The 18828-nt window shown below is 71.1% G+C and carries 15 protein-coding genes and 1 tRNA gene; 11 read left to right on the top strand and 5 right to left on the bottom strand.

The genetic code is table 11. The annotated features are described in order from the left end of the window. The first annotated feature begins 615 nt into the window (after positions 1-615). Both O1G22_RS21055 and O1G22_RS21050 read left to right on the top strand, forming a co-directional pair. On the top strand, positions 616-1413 hold the full coding sequence (locus O1G22_RS21055) for a maleylpyruvate isomerase family mycothiol-dependent enzyme (protein ID WP_270082765.1): 798 nt from the start codon (positions 616-618) through the stop codon (positions 1411-1413). Positions 1414-1493: 80 nt separating this feature from the next. Further along, entirely contained in the window at positions 1494-1847 is a 354-nt protein-coding gene (locus O1G22_RS21050) for a VOC family protein (RefSeq protein WP_270082764.1), read from the top strand. Positions 1848-2005: 158 nt separating this feature from the next. On the opposite strand, the gene O1G22_RS21045 is transcribed toward O1G22_RS21050, so the two are convergent. Next, complete coding sequence (locus O1G22_RS21045; protein ID WP_270082763.1) at positions 2006-6289, bottom strand: NACHT and WD repeat domain-containing protein; 4284 nt, start codon at positions 6287-6289, stop codon at positions 2006-2008. A gap of 673 nt (positions 6290-6962) precedes the next feature. Between O1G22_RS21045 and O1G22_RS21040 the strand changes: the two genes are divergently transcribed. Continuing rightward, positions 6963-7433, top strand: a complete 471-nt coding sequence (locus tag O1G22_RS21040; protein WP_270082762.1) for a hypothetical protein — start codon at positions 6963-6965, stop codon at positions 7431-7433. Between the two features lie 92 nt (positions 7434-7525). Then, complete coding sequence (locus O1G22_RS21035) at positions 7526-7723, top strand: ferredoxin (RefSeq protein ID WP_270082761.1); 198 nt, start codon at positions 7526-7528, stop codon at positions 7721-7723. Positions 7724-7758: 35 nt separating this feature from the next. Here the strand turns inward: O1G22_RS21035 and O1G22_RS21030 are convergent, their stop codons facing one another. Continuing rightward, complete coding sequence (locus O1G22_RS21030) at positions 7759-8535, bottom strand: glycosyltransferase family 2 protein (protein WP_270082760.1); 777 nt, start codon at positions 8533-8535, stop codon at positions 7759-7761. Positions 8536-8744: 209 nt separating this feature from the next. Continuing rightward, positions 8745-9092, bottom strand: coding sequence for a DUF6344 domain-containing protein (locus O1G22_RS21025; RefSeq protein ID WP_270082759.1), 348 nt, complete (start codon positions 9090-9092; stop codon positions 8745-8747). A gap of 359 nt (positions 9093-9451) precedes the next feature. Here O1G22_RS21025 and O1G22_RS21020 point away from each other — a divergent pair, with 359 nt between their 5' ends. Continuing rightward, a complete protein-coding gene (locus O1G22_RS21020; RefSeq protein ID WP_003999697.1) occupies positions 9452-9580 on the top strand; it encodes a DLW-39 family protein in 129 nt (42 codons plus the stop codon). A 323-nt stretch (positions 9581-9903) separates the two neighbouring features. Next, positions 9904-11208 carry a hypothetical protein gene (locus O1G22_RS21015; protein WP_270082758.1) on the top strand — a complete coding sequence of 435 codons (1305 nt, stop codon included), beginning with the start codon at positions 9904-9906 and terminating at the stop codon, positions 11206-11208. On the opposite strand, the gene O1G22_RS21010 is transcribed toward O1G22_RS21015, so the two are convergent. Both O1G22_RS21010 and O1G22_RS21005 read right to left on the bottom strand, forming a co-directional pair. Beyond that, positions 11172-12650, bottom strand: a complete 1479-nt coding sequence (locus O1G22_RS21010) for a serine/threonine-protein kinase (RefSeq protein ID WP_270082757.1) — start codon at positions 12648-12650, stop codon at positions 11172-11174. The genes O1G22_RS21015 and O1G22_RS21010 overlap by 37 nt on opposite strands. Positions 12651-12804: 154 nt before the next feature. Continuing rightward, positions 12805-13353, bottom strand: coding sequence for a helix-turn-helix domain-containing protein (locus O1G22_RS21005; protein WP_225100345.1), 549 nt, complete (start codon positions 13351-13353; stop codon positions 12805-12807). A gap of 182 nt (positions 13354-13535) precedes the next feature. On the opposite strand from O1G22_RS21005, the gene O1G22_RS21000 reads away from it, so the two are divergent. From O1G22_RS21000 to O1G22_RS20980, 5 genes are all read left to right on the top strand, one after another. Further along, a tRNA-Ala gene (locus tag O1G22_RS21000) sits at positions 13536-13608 on the top strand. A 507-nt stretch (positions 13609-14115) separates the two neighbouring features. Continuing rightward, a complete protein-coding gene (locus O1G22_RS20995) occupies positions 14116-15213 on the top strand; it encodes a SagB/ThcOx family dehydrogenase (protein WP_270082756.1) in 1098 nt (365 codons plus the stop codon). 26 nt (positions 15214-15239) lie between these two features. After that, on the top strand, positions 15240-16241 hold the full coding sequence (locus O1G22_RS20990; RefSeq protein WP_270082755.1) for an alanine racemase: 1002 nt from the start codon (positions 15240-15242) through the stop codon (positions 16239-16241). Positions 16242-16249: 8 nt separating this feature from the next. Continuing rightward, entirely contained in the window at positions 16250-17512 is a 1263-nt protein-coding gene (locus tag O1G22_RS20985; RefSeq protein WP_270082754.1) for an MFS transporter, read from the top strand. After that, a complete protein-coding gene (locus tag O1G22_RS20980; RefSeq protein WP_270082753.1) occupies positions 17509-18792 on the top strand; it encodes a trans-sulfuration enzyme family protein in 1284 nt (427 codons plus the stop codon). The genes O1G22_RS20985 and O1G22_RS20980 overlap by 4 nt, the downstream gene beginning before the upstream one ends. Positions 18793-18828: the final 36 nt, after the last annotated feature.

Below are 18828 nucleotides of genomic sequence, written 5' to 3'. Positions count from 1 at the left end.
CAGGTCAGGTCACTCACGTACGGCCCTTGGGAGCGTGCCCGACGGGTCGGCACAGTCCCTGCGACCCTCCCGGCTACGCTCGCGCGGGAGCGCCCCGCGGCGCGTGGCTGCGGGGCGCCTTGTGAGATTTAGTCGATCTTCTGCCCGTCGTACGTACCGCCCTTGCGGGTGTTGTCCGCCAGATCGGCCGTTTCGCCGCCCTGCTTGCACTGAGAAGGGGTGACGTAGGTTGGGGCGCCCTGTGCGGTGGCGGCGGTGGCTGTGGCGGTGTCGCCGTACCAAACGGCCTTCCCCGGGTGGCGTTTCGAGTTGGGCGAGCGGCGCAGACATCGGCCAGATCGTGCGGCGCACCGCGTCGCCCGCTGAGTAAGCCCTGTCAGCAAGGACAGTTGTGGTTCCTGTCGGAGCCAGACCCGCGAGTCGATCGGAAGCCTCAATTCGGGCACGGTAAGAGCGGCTGATGAGGCCTTGCCGGTGCGGCGTTGCGTGACTCACTGATCGTTTCAGAACGTGGACACGGCGTCATCTGAGGGTGCCCGGCCCGTGCCGCGCGCTCGTCGCCTCGGCTGTGAAAATCACTGTCCGATTGTCGGAACACGGTGATAGAGAGTCCATGTGACAACGACACTTGCGTTCCCCGTTCTGTTGCGACTGATCGACGAACGGTCGAGCGCCTTCCGCGCCGCGGTCGCCTCCGCGCCCAGCCTCGACGTGCAGGTGCCGACCTGCCCGGAGTGGACGCTGTTCGATCTGGCGCAGCACATCGGCGAGGGGCGCCGTGCCTGGGCCGCCACCGTCGCCGCAGGGCCTGCTCCGGCCAAGTCCGTACCAGAGGGCGCCCCGGCTGCGCCTCGGGAGCGCGAGGCCCTGGCGGCCTGGTTGGCGGAGTCCACCGAGCAACTGCTGGACGCATTGCGGGAGGCCGGCCCGGATCGCGGTTGCTGGACGTGGTGGGGTGCGTCCCAGTCGCCGCAGACCTGTGGCGCCGTCGCCCGGCACCAGCTCCAGCAGATCGCGGTGCACACCTACGACGCCCAGGTCACTGTGGGTGCCCCGGAGCCGCTGCCGGACGAGGTGGCACTCGACGGTGTCGAGGAGTTCCTGTCCACCTGCGTCGCCACGACGAGTGCCTGGCCGCACAAGCCCACTGCCTTCGACTTCCACGCCACCGAGGGCCACTCCTGGCGCCTCACGGTCGACGGCGACGGCGCACGCTGCACCCGTATCCCCGCGCCCGGCACGCCGCCTGTCGCCGCTGCCGACGAGGGCCCGGACGCGGCCGGCGTCTCCGTTCGCGGCACGGCCAGTGAGCTGGTCCTCTTCGTGTACGACCGTATCCCGGCGGACTCCCTGCAGATCGAGGGAGACGCCGGTTTGTTCGACCTGCTCCGCGCGTGGGACCCGGAGGAGTAGGACGGGTGCTGTAGAGCGGCTCTACGGCTGACATCAACCGCCGCCTGTTCTCGAAGCCCCGGTGACCCTAGGTTCGGCTGATGACCTTGAAATGGCAGCATGTAATTGTTCACTCGGCGGATCCGGCGGCCCTGGGGCAGTGGTGGGCCGAGGCTCTCGGCTGGGTTGTGGTCCACACCTCCGATGTGGAGTTCGCGATACGCCCGGAGCCGGATCGCCTGCCAGGGCTGGAGTTCGTCCTCCTCGACGAGCCCAAGAAGGCCAAGAGCCGTCTGCATCTCGACTTCGTGCCGGATGATCAGGACGCCGAGGTGGCTCGCCTTGAGGCGCTCGGCGCACAGCGTGTCGATGTCGGTCAGGGGGACCAGTCGTGGGTGGTCATGGCAGACCCTGAAGGCAACGAGTTCTGTGTCCTCGGCCGACGATCTCAGTGAGAAGCCCTGAGAAGTGAGAACCCCTGAGACCCTGTGAGCGCCAAAAAGGCCCGACCGCTGGCGACGGGGGATGCACCAGCGATCGGGTTATGGCCAAGGGTAACAAGGTTGAGCGGATTGCGGGGGCAAGTCGGGCGGGAATCAGGCAGGTTGGCCGATCAGCGACCGCACGGGGGGTCGTAGGAGAGGCGGGGGAGGTACTCGTGCCACTTCTGCGGGGTCAGGACCTTACGGGTGACCCCGCAGAGGTAGTCGATCGCCGCGTCGTCGTCCAGGTTCCACAGGCGGGCCGTGTCCGTGCCGCTGGAGACGCCCAGGACGTTGCCCCTGGGGCTGAAGGACAGGAACGTGCCCGACTTGGCGTTGGAATTCATCGACTGGCCGATGGGGACCGCCGAGGACGGGTGGGTGACATTCCACAGCCGGACGGTGTTGTCGTTGCCGCCGCTGGCCAGAACGTGCCCGTTCGGGGTGAACGTCAGCAGCTTGACCGCCTCGGTGTGGCCGGTGAGCGGCGCGCCCAGCGCGGTCGCCGAGGCGGGGTCGGTGACGTCCCACAGCCGGACCGTGTCGTCGTCGCTGCCGCTGGCCAGAACGTGCCCGTCCGGGCTGAAGGCGAGCGCGTTGACGGGGCCGGAGTGCTTGAGCCGGGCCAGCGCGGTCGCGTGGGCCGGGTCGGCGACGTTCCAGAGCCGGACCGTGCTGTCCGCGCTGCCGGAGGCGAGGGTGCGGCCGTCAGGGCTGAAGGAGATCGCGTTGACATAGCCTCGGTGGCCCGCCAGCGGTCTGCCGAGCGCGGCGGGGTGCGCGGGGTCGGTGACGTCCCACAGCTGGATGGTGGTGTCGTCGTAGGCGGTGGCCAGAACGTGCCCGTTCGGGCTGAAGGCGAGCGTGGCCGGCCCCGCGAAGCGCGTCCGCAGGGCGATGGGCGATCCGGTGACGACCGGGTGGGACGGATCGCTGACGTTCCACAGATACACCGTGTGGTCGTAGGTGAGGACGGCGAGAACGCGGCCGTCGGGGGAGAACCGCAGCGAACGATGGCCGGCGTCGCCCTGCATGAACGGCTTGCCCAGCAGCACCGGCCGGCCGGGCCGCGTCACGTTCCACAGCCGGAGCCTGCCGTCCCGCGCCGCCGTGGCCAGCACCCGTCCGTCCGGCCGGAACGCGCCGGTGCGGCCGATGATGTCCGACGTCGGCAGTGACCACAGGCGCACCTTGCTGTCACCGCTGCCGGTGGCGAGGGTCTTGCCGTCGGGGCTGAACCCCAGGGCGTACATCTCCCCGCTGCTGCCCGCGAGCGGCTCCCCGATCTGGGAGGGGGACGTCCGGTCGGTCACGTTCCACAGGCTGGCGGTGCTGTCCGCGCTCGCGGCGGCGAGCCGGCTGCCGTCCGGGCTGAAGGCCACCGACCAGATCGGGCCGGTGTGTCCGGCGAGCGGGGAGCCGAGCGCGGCGGCGCGGGCGGGGTCGGTGACGTCCCACAGGCGGATCGTGTCGTCCGCGCTGCCGGAGGCGAGAGTGTGCCCGTCGGGGCTGAACGCGACCGAGTGCACGAGGTCGGTGTGGCCCTTCAGCGCCGTGTCGTAGCGCTTGGCGTGCCGTGGGTCGGACACGTTCCACAGCAGGATCGTGTCGTCGTCACCGCTCGCCGCGAGGGTGCGCCCGTCGGGGCTGAACGCCACGCAGCGTACGGCGGCGGAGTGGCCGGTGAGGGCGCCGATCTGCCGCGGCCGGCGCGGGTCGGCCACGTCCCACAGCCGTACGGTGTGGTCCTCGCCGGCGGAGGCCAGCGTACGGCCGTCCGGGCTGAAGGCGATCAGATAGATCGTGCCCTTGTGCCCGGTCAGGGGTGCGCCCAGGGACATCGGACGGGCGGGGTCGGCCACGTTCCACAGCCGGACCGTGCCGTCGTCGCCGGCGCTGGCCAGGGTGTGCCCGTCCGGGCTGAAGACCGCGCTGCTCACCCAGCTGGTGTGCCCGGTCAGCGGCTTGCCCAGCGGCTTCGGGCGGCTGGGGTCGGCCACGTTCCACAGCCGGACCGTGCGGTCGTAGCTGGCCGTGGCCAGGGTCTTGCCGTCGGGGCTGAACGAGGTGAGGTAGACGGCGCCGGTGTGGCCGGTCAGCGGGGTGGCCAGCGGCGCGTTCACGATCGAGATCAGCCTGCTGTACGTCCCCTCGTCCTTGGGGCGCAGCCGGTGCGCGACCAGGTCGAGCTGGGCGGACAGGGACGGATCGGTGTTCTGGACCCGGTCGGCCTCGGCGAGGACCTGCTCGAAGACGGCGTCGTCCCGCTGCTGCCGGGCGATCACCGCCGACCCGCCGGCCACGAGGGAGAGCACCACCAGCGCGGCCACCGCGGCCCGGCTCAGCCACACCGAGCGCCGGCGCAGCCGGACCGAGGCGGCCAGGAACTCCACCGCGCTGCGGGTCAGGAAGGTGTCGCCGGCCGACCTGGCCCAGCCGCGGGCCTGCTCCAGCCGGGAGCCCCGGTAGAGCAGCGAGCTGTCCCGGCCCGAGTCCTCCCAGGCCCGGCCGTCCTCCTCCAGCCGCTGGCGCAGCAGATGGTCGTTGCGGTTGTCGTCGATCCAGTGCCGCAGCCGGGGCCAGGCGTGCAGCAGCGCCTCGTGGGTGATCTCCACGGTGTCGGCGTCCAGCGTCACCAGCCGGGCCCGGACGAGGGCTTCGAGGGACTCCTCCGTCTTGCCGGGGTCCGCCGACTCCGCCGCGAGCTGGCGCCGGGTGCCGCGCCGGCGGGTGGCGTGGGTGTCCTCGCCGAGGCGGACCAGGCGCAGCAGGAGCAGCCGGGCCGCCGTACGGGCCGCGGGGTCGAGCCCGGACCAGGCGCGCTCGGCGGTCGCCGCGACGGCGCCCTGGATCCCGCCGGCCGCGCGGTAGCCGGCCAGCGTCAGCTTCCCGGCCTTGCGGCGCTGCCAGGTGGCGAGCAGGGCGTGGGACAGCAGCGGGAGCACGCCCGCGTCGTGCGCTCCGCGCGGGCCGTCGGCGCTCACCTCGCGGACGATCAGCTCGGCGAGCCCCGGCTCCAGCTCCAGGCCGACCGCCTTGGCCGGGCCGGTCACCGCCTCGCGCAGTTCGGCGCTGGTCAGCGGGCCGAGCACCATGTGCCGGTGCTGGAGGGCGTCGGCGAGCTCCGGGTAGCCGAGGCACTGCTCGTAGAAGTCGGCGCGGATGCCGAGCACGACGACGACCGGGGCGGGGCCGTCCGCGCCGGCCGGCGGGGTGCAGACGGCGTGCAGCAGCTGGATGAAGGTACGGCGGTCCGCCTCGTCGGGGCAGAGGGTGAAGGCTTCTTCGAACTGGTCGACGATGACGACCGGGCGGGAGCCGAGGGGCCTGCTGTCGATGCTGCCGATGGGTCGGTTGTAGGAGGGGCGGTTGTCTGGGGGTCGGTTGTCGCAGGGGCGGCTGCCGATCGTTCGGCTGTCGGAGGGTCGGTTGTCGACGGGTCGGCTGTCGATGGTTCGGCTGTCGATGGTTCGGTTGTCGACGGGGTGGCTGTCGGAGGGCCGGATGTCCGGGGACGGGCCGTCGGTGGGTTCCCCGGTCGTCTCGCGGTGCGCCCACGCCGAGACCGCCTCGCGCGCCGCCCGGGCGATCCGGGGGGCGTCGGACCCGGGCACGGCCGGGTTCCGGGTCGCCGCCCGCTCGGCCTCGCGCGCGTCGGCGGCGACCGGGGCCAGCTCGGGGACCCGGCGGACCAGCTCGCCCAGCGGATCGGCGCCCGGCACCAGCTGGAGCACCAGTCCCTCCCCCAGACTTCGTCCGGAGGGACCCCCATCTCGCTGCGCTCGCCCGGGCCGGTCCGCCGCCAGGGCGCCGTCGCGGACGGCGGGCACCAGACCGGCGTTGAGGAGGGAGGACTTGCCCGCGCCCGAGGCGCCCACCAGCATCACCAGACCGCCGGTGCGCTCCGTGGCCCGCAGCTGGTCGACGAGCGCGCTCGTGCTGCGCTCACGGCCGAAGAACCAGCGGGCGTCCTCCTGCCGGTAAGGGGCCAGACCCCGGTAGGGGCATACGCCGCCGGCGACGGTTGGGGCCTGGGCGGGTGGCTGCCGGCTCTCCTCGTCGGGGGGTGCGGGGCGGTCGCCGACCGGGTCGGCCAGCGCGCGCTCCCACAGCCGCTGCCAGTGCGCGAGCTCGTACAGGCCGGTGGAGACCGGGGCGGGGCGCAGCCGGCGCGCCTCCGGTATCAGGATGTGCAGCACCGCGGCGAGGGCGGCGAACTGTGCCGGAACGTTTCTGGCCCGGCGCCAGTCGCTGATGCGCTGCGCGGACACCCGTACGGGCCGGCCGCGCTCGTCGACCCGCTGCAGCCGTACGACCGCCTCGGCGACGCTCTTGAGGGGAGGATTTCCGGCCTCCTTGTACAGCAGCGCGAGACGCTCGGCGAAAGCTGTGCGTGCCCCTGAGTCGGAACTCAAGGCCCCTCCCGTTTTCTTTCCCCCCGCATCTGGACGTCCGGACCGGAAAACTCACCTTATACGCCTGACCTGCGAATAAGCACCGGACCGGAGACCGGAACCTCCTCGCCGACGGCAACAGATGGCAGGATCCGGACCCGGTAGCGGATCCGTCACACACCGTCCGGACAGGCCACGGGCCTGGTAGGCGAACCGACCGACCGCGTTGCCGAAAGATCTCGGTCAACTTCCACCGGGGACCCGCGAGCGGGCCCCGCAGCAGGCAGGGAGCGGCAGCGAGGCCGTCGCGTGATCCCGCGACCACTCCAGGAACCGGCTCCCCTTCCGCGACCCGTGACGAGCCGACGCGTCACGGGTTGGCAGCCCCGCACCGTTCGGCACCGGTCCCCACGAGGGGAGGGACCGGTGCCGGACGGGCGGCGGACTCATACCGGTCTCCTACAAGACTCATCCTTCACTTTTCGCTCGGACGCCTTCATTCCGCCCGGACTCATCCGGCCGTTCCGCCCGGACTCATCCGGCCGTTCCGTCCGGATCCAGTCGGCCGTTCCGTCCGGATTCATCCGGCCGTTCCGCCCGGACCGAGCCCGCCGCGCGGGCAGGGCCCTGGATATCTGACGCACCATCAGATACGGTACCGCCCCGGCCGGCTGTCCCCGAAGGGGTGAGTGTCATGGAGAAGGCGGAGAAGCGGCCCCCGTGCCCGCACGGCGCCCCGCGCTGGGTCGCGCTGTTCCACCAGCCCGCACAGGATTCCTGGACGGTGGCCGCCGAGTCCCCGGACCGGGCTCCCGTGCTCTACGCCGTCGCGGACATGACCAGGACCGTGCGAGCGCGCGGCGAGGAGGCCACGGTCGCGCTGTGGGGGCCCGGCGACGGCGCCTGGCGCCTCTACGACGCCCCGTCCGCCAAGGCGCCCGCCGCCCCGGCCGACGGGCCCGGACCCGCCGCCGCACCGGCCAAGCTCGCGGAACGCATGACGGACCGCCGTCACCAGGTGCTGATGGCCGCGCTGGGCACGGCGGGGCTGTACGACCTGAGCCCCGAGGACGACGAGGCGGTCCGGGCGATGGCCGACCTGCTGGACGAGCCCACGGTCCGCCGGGTGGCCCGCTGGCTCTCGGCCGCGGGCGGGCAGCGCTAGGACGAGGGCGACGGGCGGGTCCGGTTCGGCGCGCGCTTCGTGGGGCAGTGACGTCCTGGAAGTCGACGTCATCACCGACGACTGGAGGACGCATGAAGGTCTCCGTCGACCGCGCCCTGTGCTACGGCTCCGCCGAGTGCGCGCACCGGGCGCCGGCCGTGTTCGCGTTCGAGGACGGGTACGGCGTCGTACGGCCCGGCCGTGCGGAGTCCGGCGACGACCCTGAGGTGCGGGAGGCGGCCGAGAAGTGCCCGTCGCAGGCGATCGTGCTCGGCGGAGCGACGGAGTAGGTCTACGGAGGCGGAGTAGGTCTACGGAGCAGGCCTCAGGAGGCGTCCGGGCCCGGCAGCGCGGGCGGATAGGCCCAGCCCAGGTCGGCCAGTTCCCGCGCCCTGGCCTCCGCCACCGCCATCCGGGCCGCGCGTTCGGCGGGTTCGACGTGGGAGGCCTGGCCGGTCGCCTGCCCCTCCCACTTGCGGTACAGCAGGCCGACCTCGGCCGAGAACCAGCCGCGGCTCACGGCGTTCAGCGCCAGCAGCAGGCCCGTGTCCTCGGAGGCCGGCAGGGCCATCCAGCCGCCCAGGGCGATCAGCAGGTCCCGGCGGACGCACAGGGTCGCCGGGTGGACCGGCGCGCGGAAGTCGCTGCGGCTCCAGTGGTCGAGCACGACACCGCGTTCGAGCGGCCCGTCGTCCGGATCGCCGGGAAAGCCGGCCGTGGAGCCGTCGGGCAGCAGGTCGAGGACCCGGGAGGTGGTCCAGCCGATGGTGCGGTCGGCCTCCAGTACGGCCACGTCACGGGCGAGCGCGCCCGGGGTGAGCCGGTCGTCGGCGTCCAGCACCCTGACGTACACGCCCTCGGCATGCGCCAGCGCGATCGTCCGGGCGACCCCGGGACCGCCCGGCCGGCCCTGCCGGAAACTCACGCGCGGGTCGTCGGGGACGTAGGGGCGCACCTCGTCCGTCGTGCCGTCCTGCTGGATCACCCACTCCCACTCCCAGCCGTCGGGGAGCCACTGCTCGCTCAGCGACGCGTAGGCGTCCGGCAGGAACGGCGCGGACGGGCCGTGGACAGCGGTGACGACGGTGACGCGCCGGATCACGACAGGCTCACCACCTTTGTCTCGTGTGTCTCGTGGGGGAGTCGTTCTGGGGTGCTGGCGTTCGTCGTCCATCCTCCCAGGCGAGGAGTGGCGACAACGCGAGACCCCCGGCCGGGTCCGGCCGGGGGTCGTTCCGTGTCGACTGAACGGATGGGTACGCAAGTCGCCTGGTTCGTCGAGACGGCTGCGGTGCTGCTGAAGGGGCCTGCTCAGCAGTCGAGGGCGCCCGCCGAGGGGTGGTCGAAGGCGGCCGTGCTCTCCGCTTCCGTCGTGTCGAGGGGCCGGTGCCGGCAGCTGGGGGTCTTGCCGTGGGCCTCGGCTCGGATCCGCTGCTTCATCGTGGGGGGCAGGGCGCTGGCGTGGGACCAGAGCCAGTGGTGTGCCGCCGGGTTCGTCGGGACGGTCCGCTGCGCGCTGCCGGTGCCGGTGGTCTCGGTCAGGGGCGCGGCCGCCGCGGTCGTGGCGGTGGTGGCGGTGACGAGTCCGAGCGCCGTGCACAGCGCGAGGAAGGCGGTGACGATGGCGGTCCACAGCTTCATGACCTTGTTCTGGGTCATGGCCCCTCACTTTCGGGTTGGGCGATTTGCGTACTTTCCTCATGATGTGTATGCGGATCGCGAAGTGGGGGACCGACGCCCGTGGCGCGTCGATGTTCCGATGAACACCACCCGGATGGCGGCAAGCGGTTCCGAAAACCCCCAAAGCCTGGTGAGGGACGGCGGAGAGGAGTGAAGTAACCGCCCGTGGAGGTGTGATCACCCTCCGATCGGATCGGCCGCGGACCTGCCCCGGACGTGCCCTATCGAGCTCCAGGAGGCGGGAGTTGGGCCGGGACGCAGGTCACCGATTGATATCGGCCGGTGTGTATAGTCGGGCGCCAGAGGTCCCCTACGTCAAGGAAAGACGAGGTCGCGCGGTGAAGAAGCTGCTCCTGGTCGCACTGGCCGCCATCGGCGGGCTCCTCGTGTACCGCCAGATCCAGGCGGATCGCGCCGAGCAGGACCTGTGGACGGAGGCGACTGACTCCGTGCCCACGGGTTCGTGAGTGCCGATACCAGAATCTGAACAGACCCCGGTCGCCGAAGCGGCCGGGGTTCTGCGTTTGCGGGGGCGCGCGGGACGGGGTAAGCGCTCCTGCGGGCCGACGCGCCGTCGTACGCCTCCCGCTGGGCGGTGCCGGGCTTTTCGGACGGCCGCACGCGTTCCCCGGATGGCGCAGGGACGCACGGGGCAGGATGGGCAACGGTCCGGTACGGCGGTGACAACACGGCGGGCGACGACTGGGGAGGCCGGCACGTGCGGGGGCGATGGCTGACGTCGAGGCTCAGGCTGAGGCTCAGGCTACGGCTCAGGCTCAGGCGACGAACGGTGTGGTGGCCGACTCTGCTGCTGCCGGGGCTGTGCGCCCTGGTCACGCTGCCCGGCGCCACGGCGGCCGCCGCCGGCGACACGCCGTACGCCTTCGCGCCCGGCGCGTCCGTGGTCGTCGGCGGGCAGGCCCCCGCCGACGCCGGACGGCTGGCGGCCGGCCGCGTCTACCGCAGCTCCCTGCCGGGCGACGGCACCCTCTACTACCGCCTGCGGCTCGCGGCCGCCGACACGGCGTACGTCCCCGTCACCGCCGTACCCCCCGCGAACGCGACCGTCACCAGCACCGACGGCATCAGCGTCACGGTCCAGGACGCGCGCGGCACCCGCTGCTCCTACGCCGACGCCCGCTTCGGCGCCGGACTCAGCCCCCGCCCGGTCACCGCGCTCGGGCAGCGCGAGCCCGGCCACTCGGTGTGCCAGGGCGGCGGGACGTACTACGTGACCGTCCAGCGACTCACCACCGGGGGCGTCTCCTCCGCCGGGCCCTGGGACCTGGAGCTCGCGCCCGCCACCGAACCCCGCCCGGCACACGCCGGGGCCACCACGGCGCCGGAGACCTGGGACTCCGCCACACCCGAGCCGCTCGGCGGGGCGCCGGTGGAACGCTCCGGCGGCACCGGTTTCGCCTCCGCCCGCCCGCTGGGCCAGGGCGTGTGGCGCACCGAACTGACGCCCGGCGAGACCCGGTTCTACAAGGTGCCGCTCGACTGGGGCCGGCAACTGCACGCCTCCGCCGAGCTCGGCGGTTCCACGGGCCACGGCTATGTCGGCGGCGCCCTGGAGCTCTCCCTGCACAACCCCGTCCGCGGCTACGTCGAGGACACCGCGCTCGGCTACACCGGCACCGGGAAGTCCGCCGTGCTCGCCCCCGTCCCACCGGTGGAGTACGCCAACCGCTACGCCGTCCCCGCCGCGGTGACCTCCGTGCGGTTCGCCGGCGACTACTACCTGGTCCTGCACCTCAGCGAGCGGCTGACCGGCACGTTCGGGCAGGGGCCGTTCCCCGTGACGCTGCGGGTCCGGGTGACCGGGCAGGCTCACGCGGGGCCGGAGTACGCCGGCCGGCCCGTGCCCGCGGACGTCTTCACGGTCACGGACCAGGACCGGGCGGCCGCGCTCGCCGGGGGCGGCACAGGTGCGGCGGGAGCGGAGGGCACCGGGGGCGCGGGTGATCCGGTGATGAAGCTGGTCGCGGGCGGTGGCATCGGCCTGGGCACGCTGCTCCTGCTGGGGCTCGGCGCGTGGACGCTGGCGGCCCGCCGGCCTCAGACCCGGGCCAGGGCCCAGAAGCCCACCGCGTAGCAGGCCAGCGCCAGCAGCAGGATCGGTATCACGGCCTTGGCCGGCGGCCCCGGCCGCCGCTCCCGCCGCGCCCGACGCCCGCGCCGACCGTGCCCGGGGGCGGACGGGACCGGCCGGGGCGGGGACGGGACCGGCTGCGGCGGGGGTGCCGGCTGCGGGTTCCGGGCGGTGTACGACGCGGTGACGGACGGCTCGGCAGCCCAGGGGGCCGGCTGGGGCTGGAGCCGGGGCTGGGGAGGCAGGGGCGGAGGGGGAGGGAGCGGATCCGCCGGTCCGTGGAGGGGGGTGTGGGGGGACACGTACGGGGGGTCGGGGGCCGGAGCCGGAGCCGGGGCGGGGAGTGGCGTCGGAGTCGGGGTCGGGGTTGGGGTCGGGGACTCCAGGGGTGGCGGCAGACGGAAGCTCCCGGTGTCCGAGAGGGATCCGGTGCCGGTGGGCGCATCACCACGGACATGGCCGTGATCCCCCGCTGCACCGGCCGTATCTGCAGGACTGGCAGGACCGGCCGCAGAGGCGGTGTCCGTGTCCGGGAGCAGTTCCCTGGCCACCCCGGAGGCCAGGGTGAGGGGGCCGTCAGGACCGAACCCCGAGGGAAGCGGGCCGAGTTGGTCGAAGATCTCGATCAGCTCGTCGTCGAGATCGGGCTCCGGCAGGAGTTCCACGGCGGAGGCGAGCGCCTTGCGGGCACCCGTGGCGGTACGGAACCGGGCGGCCGGGTCGGGCTGGAGCAGGCCGGCGACGACCTGCCAGAGCGGTTCGGGGACACCCTTGGGCGGGCCGGGCGTGCCGTGTTCGGCGAAGTACTCCACCAGCGCCTTGGCGTCCGGCTTGGCGCCTTCGAGGAGGTAGAGGGCGACCAGGCCCACGGCGAACAGGTCGGCCGGGAAGTCGGGTTCGGCGCCGAGCAGCTGCTCGGGGGCGAGGTAACCAGGCGTCCCCACCACGAGGTTGGTCTCCGTCAGCCGGGGTTCGCCGAGCCGCATGGCGATGCCGAAGTCGGACAACCGCAGCCGGGGCCGGCCGGTGCCGGTGGCTTCGAGGAGGAGGTTGGCGGGCTTGATGTCCCGGTGGATGACGCCTTCCGCATGGACGGCGGCGAGACCGGACAGCAACTGGTCGAGCAGCGTGCACACGTACGCCGGCGGCAGGGGGCCGTAGTCGCCGACGAGGTGGACCAGCGAACCGCCGGCGACCAGGTCCATGGTGAACAGCACCTTGTCGTCGTCGGCGGCCCAGCTGGCCGGGGCGAGGACATGGGGGTGGTCGATCCGCAGGGCCTGCTCGCGCACGAACCGCAGCAGGGAGTGAGCGTCGCGCTGCTGGAGGACCTTCGCGGCCACATAACGGCGCCGGCGGTGGTCCCAGGCACGCCATACGGCGCCCACGCCACCGCGTCCGATCGGGTCGGCCAGCTCGTACCGGCCGGCGAAGACCTCACCCATGGCTGTGCGCCGCTCCTCCCCCGAGCTCCGCGTGCCCCCCGACCGCCAAGCCCCTGACTACCCCTACTCCCCCTCGCTACCCCCCAGCCCCCGCTGTCACTCTGCCCCCGGCTCTCCCCCGTACCGCTACCGGCCCCCGTGCTGCCCCGTGGGGTCAGCTCTGGTGGGACTGGTAGTGGGCGACGGCGTCGGAGGTGCGGCCGGCGCCGTAGACACGGAGGAACTCCGCCAGTTCGGGATGGGCCGGGGCGAGGCTGTCCGCGGCGTCGATGATGTCGCCCGCGGCGGCCACCGAGCGCAGCAGCGACTGGATCTCGCGGACCACCCGCTTGACGGTCGGCGCACCCGAACCGCTGGTGGTGTGGGTGGTGTTGCTGAGCACGGAGCCCCCCTGCGACTTCTTGATCTCTTCCATGCGCTCGCTCGCCTCGGCGGCGCTGACGCTGCCGTCCGCGACCTGGGCCGCCAGCTCCTGCAGCAGCTGCACCCGCTGGACCACGGCGGGATTGCCGATCTTGGCCCGCTGGCCGCTCATCAGCTGCGAGAGCATCGGAGCGGACAGCCCGAGGACCGCCGCGAGACGGGCCTGATTGAGTCCCAGATCCTCGATGAGCTTACGGAAGAGCGCCCCCAACGGCTCCCCGTACCAGTTCCGCTGCAGCTCCCGCGCTCTGGCGGTGGCTTCCTGCTGTGCGGCGTCCATTGCGTCTCCCCATCGCTTCCCCTGAATACCGCGGTTCGCTGTAGCGAACCACGCCGAGCATCTTACGGAGAGTGGTCATCCGCGGGGACCCCCAATCTTTTTGCGGGATATGGGGGGTGACCCGGTACTCTGGTCAGCGACGCCTGCCGGACAAGGTTCCTTCCGGCCGGTCGTTCCCTTCTGGGGCCTTAGCTCAGTTGGTAGAGCGCCGTCTTTGCATGGCGGATGTCAGGGGTTCGACTCCCCTAGGCTCCACCCGGTAAATGCCCTCTGACCTGCGGAAACGCGGTTTCAGAGGGCATTTTCGTGCGTACCGGCGACCGACGATCCGCCGCCGCTCCCCCGGCGGTCCCCTGGGCCCGGTCTCTGCCAGGTGCCGATGACGCCTCGGCCTCCGCATGTCCAGGTGATCGCCCGCGCGGCTGGCGGGCCCGGAGTGCTGTGCGGCCGGATCGCGAGACCGGCCTGCTGGCCTGCGGTACGCGGACCTGTCTCATCATGTGGGAAGGGCGGAGCCGGTGTCGTTCACGCGCCATGACCAGTGGCTGCCGCAGACATCCCTGGATTCGGTGCCCTGCCGGGGAAAAGATGAGGGAGCTACACGGAGGAGTGGCTGGTTGCTCGCCGAGTCTTTCAGATTGGAATCAGCATGACGAGTTATGACGGGGTTGAGCAGACCCGCCTCGTTCCCACGACCATCTGGCGCGATTGATGCGACTTCGCATATCACCTCTGTGTGTCTTCACATGGAGAAACGGTCAAATGGTGTGCGACGATCCCGTCCTGCACCGTCAGCTCGCTTTGAGCCCGGGTGCGCAGCGGCTTCTGGCGCGTTTCGCCGACTGGACCGAAGTGGCAGAATCCGATGATTCCGGGGCAGATCCGGAATTGCGACTCGTCCATCAGCTCCACGCCGCTCGGATCCTCATCGCGGAAGAGTCCCCTGAGGATCGCCTCGTGAGGTCCCTGGGCGCATGGTCGGAATGGGGTACCGCGGCCACCTACTTTCACCTTTCGTCCCGTACGACGTGTGACGAGAAGTTCCTCTCCGCCGCCGAGGACTCCGCGCGGCTCATCAGCGAGCTGGAGGAGCGCCCGCAGCCCCCTGAGACCAAGGAGTATCCGGAAGCACCGAGAATTCGGCTCTCCGCTCCGCAGAACGATCGCCTTGCGGAACGAGGGCTCGACTCGGTGCTGCGCGCACGGCGCACCACTCGTCGGTTCGACAGGGAAAGCCCCGTCACCGAGGCGCAGCTCGCCACCCTTCTGCACTGGGTGGCGGCACCGCAGCACCAGGTGAAGCGGCCCGGAATGGTGCCCGCGATGCTCAAGGCCAGCCCTTCGGGCGGCGCCAGGCACTCGCTGGAGGTCTATCCAGTCGTGCTCAATGTGGAGGGAGTTCCTTCGGGGGTCTACCACTATCACTCCACCGAGCACGTACTCGAATCCTTGGTTCCTGGGCCGGTCGATCCCGACCGGGTCGTCGAATGGTGCGGCGACCAGACCTATCTGCACGGCGCCGGAGTCGTTTTCTTCTACACATCGGTGTTGGACCGGGTCGCTTGGAAGTACCGGACGGGTCGCACCTACCGGACGCTCTTCATGGAGCTCGGGCATTTCAGTCAGACCGCCTATCTGGTCGGCACTGCGCTCGACCTCGGCGTCTTCTTCACCGCCGCCACGCGTGACGCCGCTGTGGAGGAGCTGCTGGGTCTGGACTGGCGTCGGGAAATCCTGTGCGGGGTGACCGGGGTCGGCGTACCCACGCCGGAGGAGTCATCGAGGCAGCGAGCCATGCTCGCGGGCGCGGAACCGGATTTCTCGTTCTTCGGGGACAGCTGGGATGGGAGAGGGCAGTGAGCGGGAATCGGACGGACGGGGTTCGGGTGCTCATCGATCTCGGGGTCGTCGATCGCAACATCCGGCACTTCCATGAACGTGTCGCCGCGCATTCCGGGGTGAGCGTCCGGTCCCATGTGAAGGGGCACCGGACGGTGGAGATCGCCCGGCGTCAGCTGGCCGCCGGTGCCGTTGGCATCGCATTGACCCAGGTGTCCCAGGCCAGGCGGTACGTGGCAGCGGGTGTGACCGATGTGGTGATCGTCCACCCCTGGTCCGAACCGTGGCGGTGGGAACTCATCGCCGAACTGGCCAGGGAATGCCACCTGTCCGTCCACGTCGACAGCGTCACCGCGGTCGAGGGTCTTGCTGCGGCAGCCACGAAGGCCGGCAGCGTCCTCGGGATCCGCATCCAGCTCGGAACCGGCGTCGACGTCACCACGACCTCCGAGGCGCAGGTCCTGGAGATGGCCGGTGCCGTCGAGGCCGAACCCTCGCTGAGGCTCGACGGTGTGACCTGCTATCAGGCCCTGCTCTCCGCTGGCTCGGGCGAGAGACGGAACGAGATCGGGCGTGACGCCGCGGCATTCGCCGTACGGAACGCCGAACTGCTCCGCCGGTCCGGGCTGTCGTGCCCTGTCGTGGCCGTGGGCGGCACCCCCACGGCGGACGGGGCGATGGCGACCGCCGGTGTCACCGAGATCTGCGCGGGTGCCTATGCCCTCCAGGATGCCGGAATGGCCTCCATCGGCGTCTGCTCCAGGGACGATGTCGCCGTGTCCGTCGTGACGGACGGTGCGGGAGACGCGGACGCGCTGCTCGACTCCCATCCGTACCCCTGGCAGCAGCCCGGAGAGCGCCAACTGCTCTGCGGGTCAGACACCTTGGGCGGCCGTCTGCTCCCTCCGCACATCTGCGCGCTCACCGCGCAGATCGACAGTGTCACCGTGTACGGACAGGGGGAGGAGCAGGTGATCGGACGATGGAACGTACTCAACCAGGTGGACACGGCCCCGGTGCACGCCGGGACAAGCGCGCAGGGCAGCTGAATCGCGCTGTGTCCCGGTTCGACGTACTGCGCCTGCCGGCCTTCCGGCTCTTCTTCGTCGCCCAACTCGGGTCGGCTCTGGGCGATTTCATGGTCGCGCCCGCCCTCGCGTTCGCCATCTTGGACCGCACGGGATCGCCGGGTGACATCGGACTCGTGCTTGCCGCTCGCACCATTCCCGTCGTGCTGTTCATGCTGCTCGGCGGGGTCGTCGCCGACCGGTGGCCACGTCACCGGGTCATGTTCGGCGCCGATGCGGTACGGGTGGTGAGCCAAGGCATCACCGCGGCGCTCGTACTGTCCGGCGACGCCCGGATCTGGCAGCTGATGGCCCTGCAGGCCGTGCACGGCACCGCGAGTGCCCTGTTCACCCCGGCCGTCACCGGGCTGGTGGGGCAGGTGGTGGACGCCGAGCGCCGGCACTCCGCCAACGCCCTGCGGAGCATGACCCATTCGGCGGCGATGATCACGGGTCCGCTGCTGTCCACACTCCTCATCGTCACGGTCGGCAGCGGCTGGGCCATCGCGGCCGACGCGGCGACCTTCGCCGTCAGCGCGTTCTGCCTGGCCCGGATACACCTGCCTCCGACACCGGCCAGGCCGACGGACGCCCGCAACATGCTGGTCGAACTCAAGCTCGGCTGGCGGGAGTTCCGGTCCCGCACCTGGGTGTGGTCTGTCATCCTCATGGCCTCGCTCACCAATATGATGTACGCGGTCTTCACCGTGCTCGGACCGGTGCTGAGCAAGCGCGAGCTGGGCAGTCCCGGCGCATGGGGCGCGATACTTGCCGCGTTCGGCCTCGGTGCCGTGACCGGAAGCGCATCCGCGCTCTGGCTGCGCGTCCGTCACCCACTGCGCACCGGAGTGCTGTCGCTCACCCTGTTCGCCGCGCCGCCCCTGGTGATGTCCGCCACCGATTCCGCGGTGATCGCCGGGGCCGCGGCATTCCTCGGGGGCATGGCCCTGATGTTCTTCAACCCGCTCTGGGAAACGACTCTCCAAAAGGAAATCCCCGGCGACAAGCTGTCACGGGTCAGCGCATACGAATGGTTCGGTTCCTATGCCGCGCAGCCGGTGGGGCTGGCACTCGCGGGTCCCGTGGCGGCCGCCACCAGCGTCCGGTTCACGCTGTTCGCCGCGGGCGCAACCCAACTCGTCGTGTGCCTGGCCACGCTGGCCGGGCGAGACGTACGCGCATACCGGGCCGCAGATCACCAGGCCGAAGGCGCAGATCACCAGACCGAAGGCCGAGAGAGGACGACGCAGTGACCAGGTCACACGGAAGCACACCGGGCGCGGGGCAGAACCGCCCCTGGCTGAACAGCCTCCAGCGCGGCCGGGTCCCCGGCCCGCGGCTGCCCCAGCAGCGCGTGGTCGACGGCGCCGGTCAGAGCACGCGCAGCGTGCACGCGGGGACGTACGAGGACCCGATCACCGGGGCCGTCGGCACGCCTGTCTTCCAGAGCAGCACGTTCACGTTCACCGAGGACACGTATCAGGCCTTCGACCAGGGCGACATCCGGGACGTACCGATCTACGGGCGCTACGGCAGTCCCAACCAGTGGGCCGTCCAGGAGAAGATCGCCTCCCTGGAGAACGCCGAGAGCGCCCTGGTCTTCTCCTCGGGCATGGCGGCGATCACGACCACGCTGCTGGCCCTCACCAACCGCGGTGGTCACATCGTCAGTTCCCGCGATGTCTACGGCGGAACCTACAACCTGCTGCGCGAGGACATGCACCAGCTCGGGCGGGAGGTGACCTTCGCTGATCCCACCGACATGGAGTCCATCCGGTCGGCCGTACGCGACGAGACCCAGGTCCTGTTCTTCGAGACCCTGACCAACCCGCTGTTGAAGGCTGCCCCCCTGGCCGAGCTCGGTGAGCTGGCCCGGGAGCGGAACATCCTTCTCGTGGTCGACAACACTTTTCTTTCGCCCATTTTCCTGCGGCCCCTGGAGTACGGCGCGAACGTCGTGATCCACAGCGCGACGAAATATCTCAACGGCCACAGCGATGTCACCGCCGGCGTCGCGTCCGGTCCGCGTAAGTACGTCGACCGGATCTGGAGCCAGATGCTGAAGTTCGGCGGCTCGCTGGACGCGACGATGTGCTTCCTGCTGGAGCGCGGATTGAAGACCCTGGCGCTTCGGATGCGGCGGCACCACGAGAACGCCGTGACTGTCAGCGAATTCCTCGCAGGTCATCAGCGCGTACGCAAGGTCCACCATCCCTCACGGGCCGATTACCCGTACCCCTGGCTCGCCGAGATGTGTCCGGACGGATGGGGTGGCGTGATCGCCTTCGAACTGGCGGGCGGTGACGAAGCGGCGCTGAAACTCCTCGACCATCTGCACCTGCCCGTGGTGGCGACCAGCCTCGGTGGCGTCGAGTCCCTGATCAGCTTGCCGTTCAACACGTCCCACAGCTTCCTGACCGAGCGGCAGCGCGGGGAAGTGGGTATCGAACCCGGCCTGGTGCGGTTGTCCATCGGCATCGAGGACGCGCAGGACCTCATCACGGACTTCGATCAGGCCCTCTCAGCACTCTAAGGAGCTTCGCTCATGCGCAACGGTCTGAACATCACC

Origin of the sequence: Streptomyces camelliae (assembly GCF_027625935.1) — a bacterium.
GTDB lineage: Bacteria > Actinomycetota > Actinomycetes > Streptomycetales > Streptomycetaceae > Streptomyces > Streptomyces camelliae.
The sequence above is the reverse complement of the archived record's forward strand: the minus strand, read 5'-3'. Positions and strand labels throughout refer to the sequence as shown.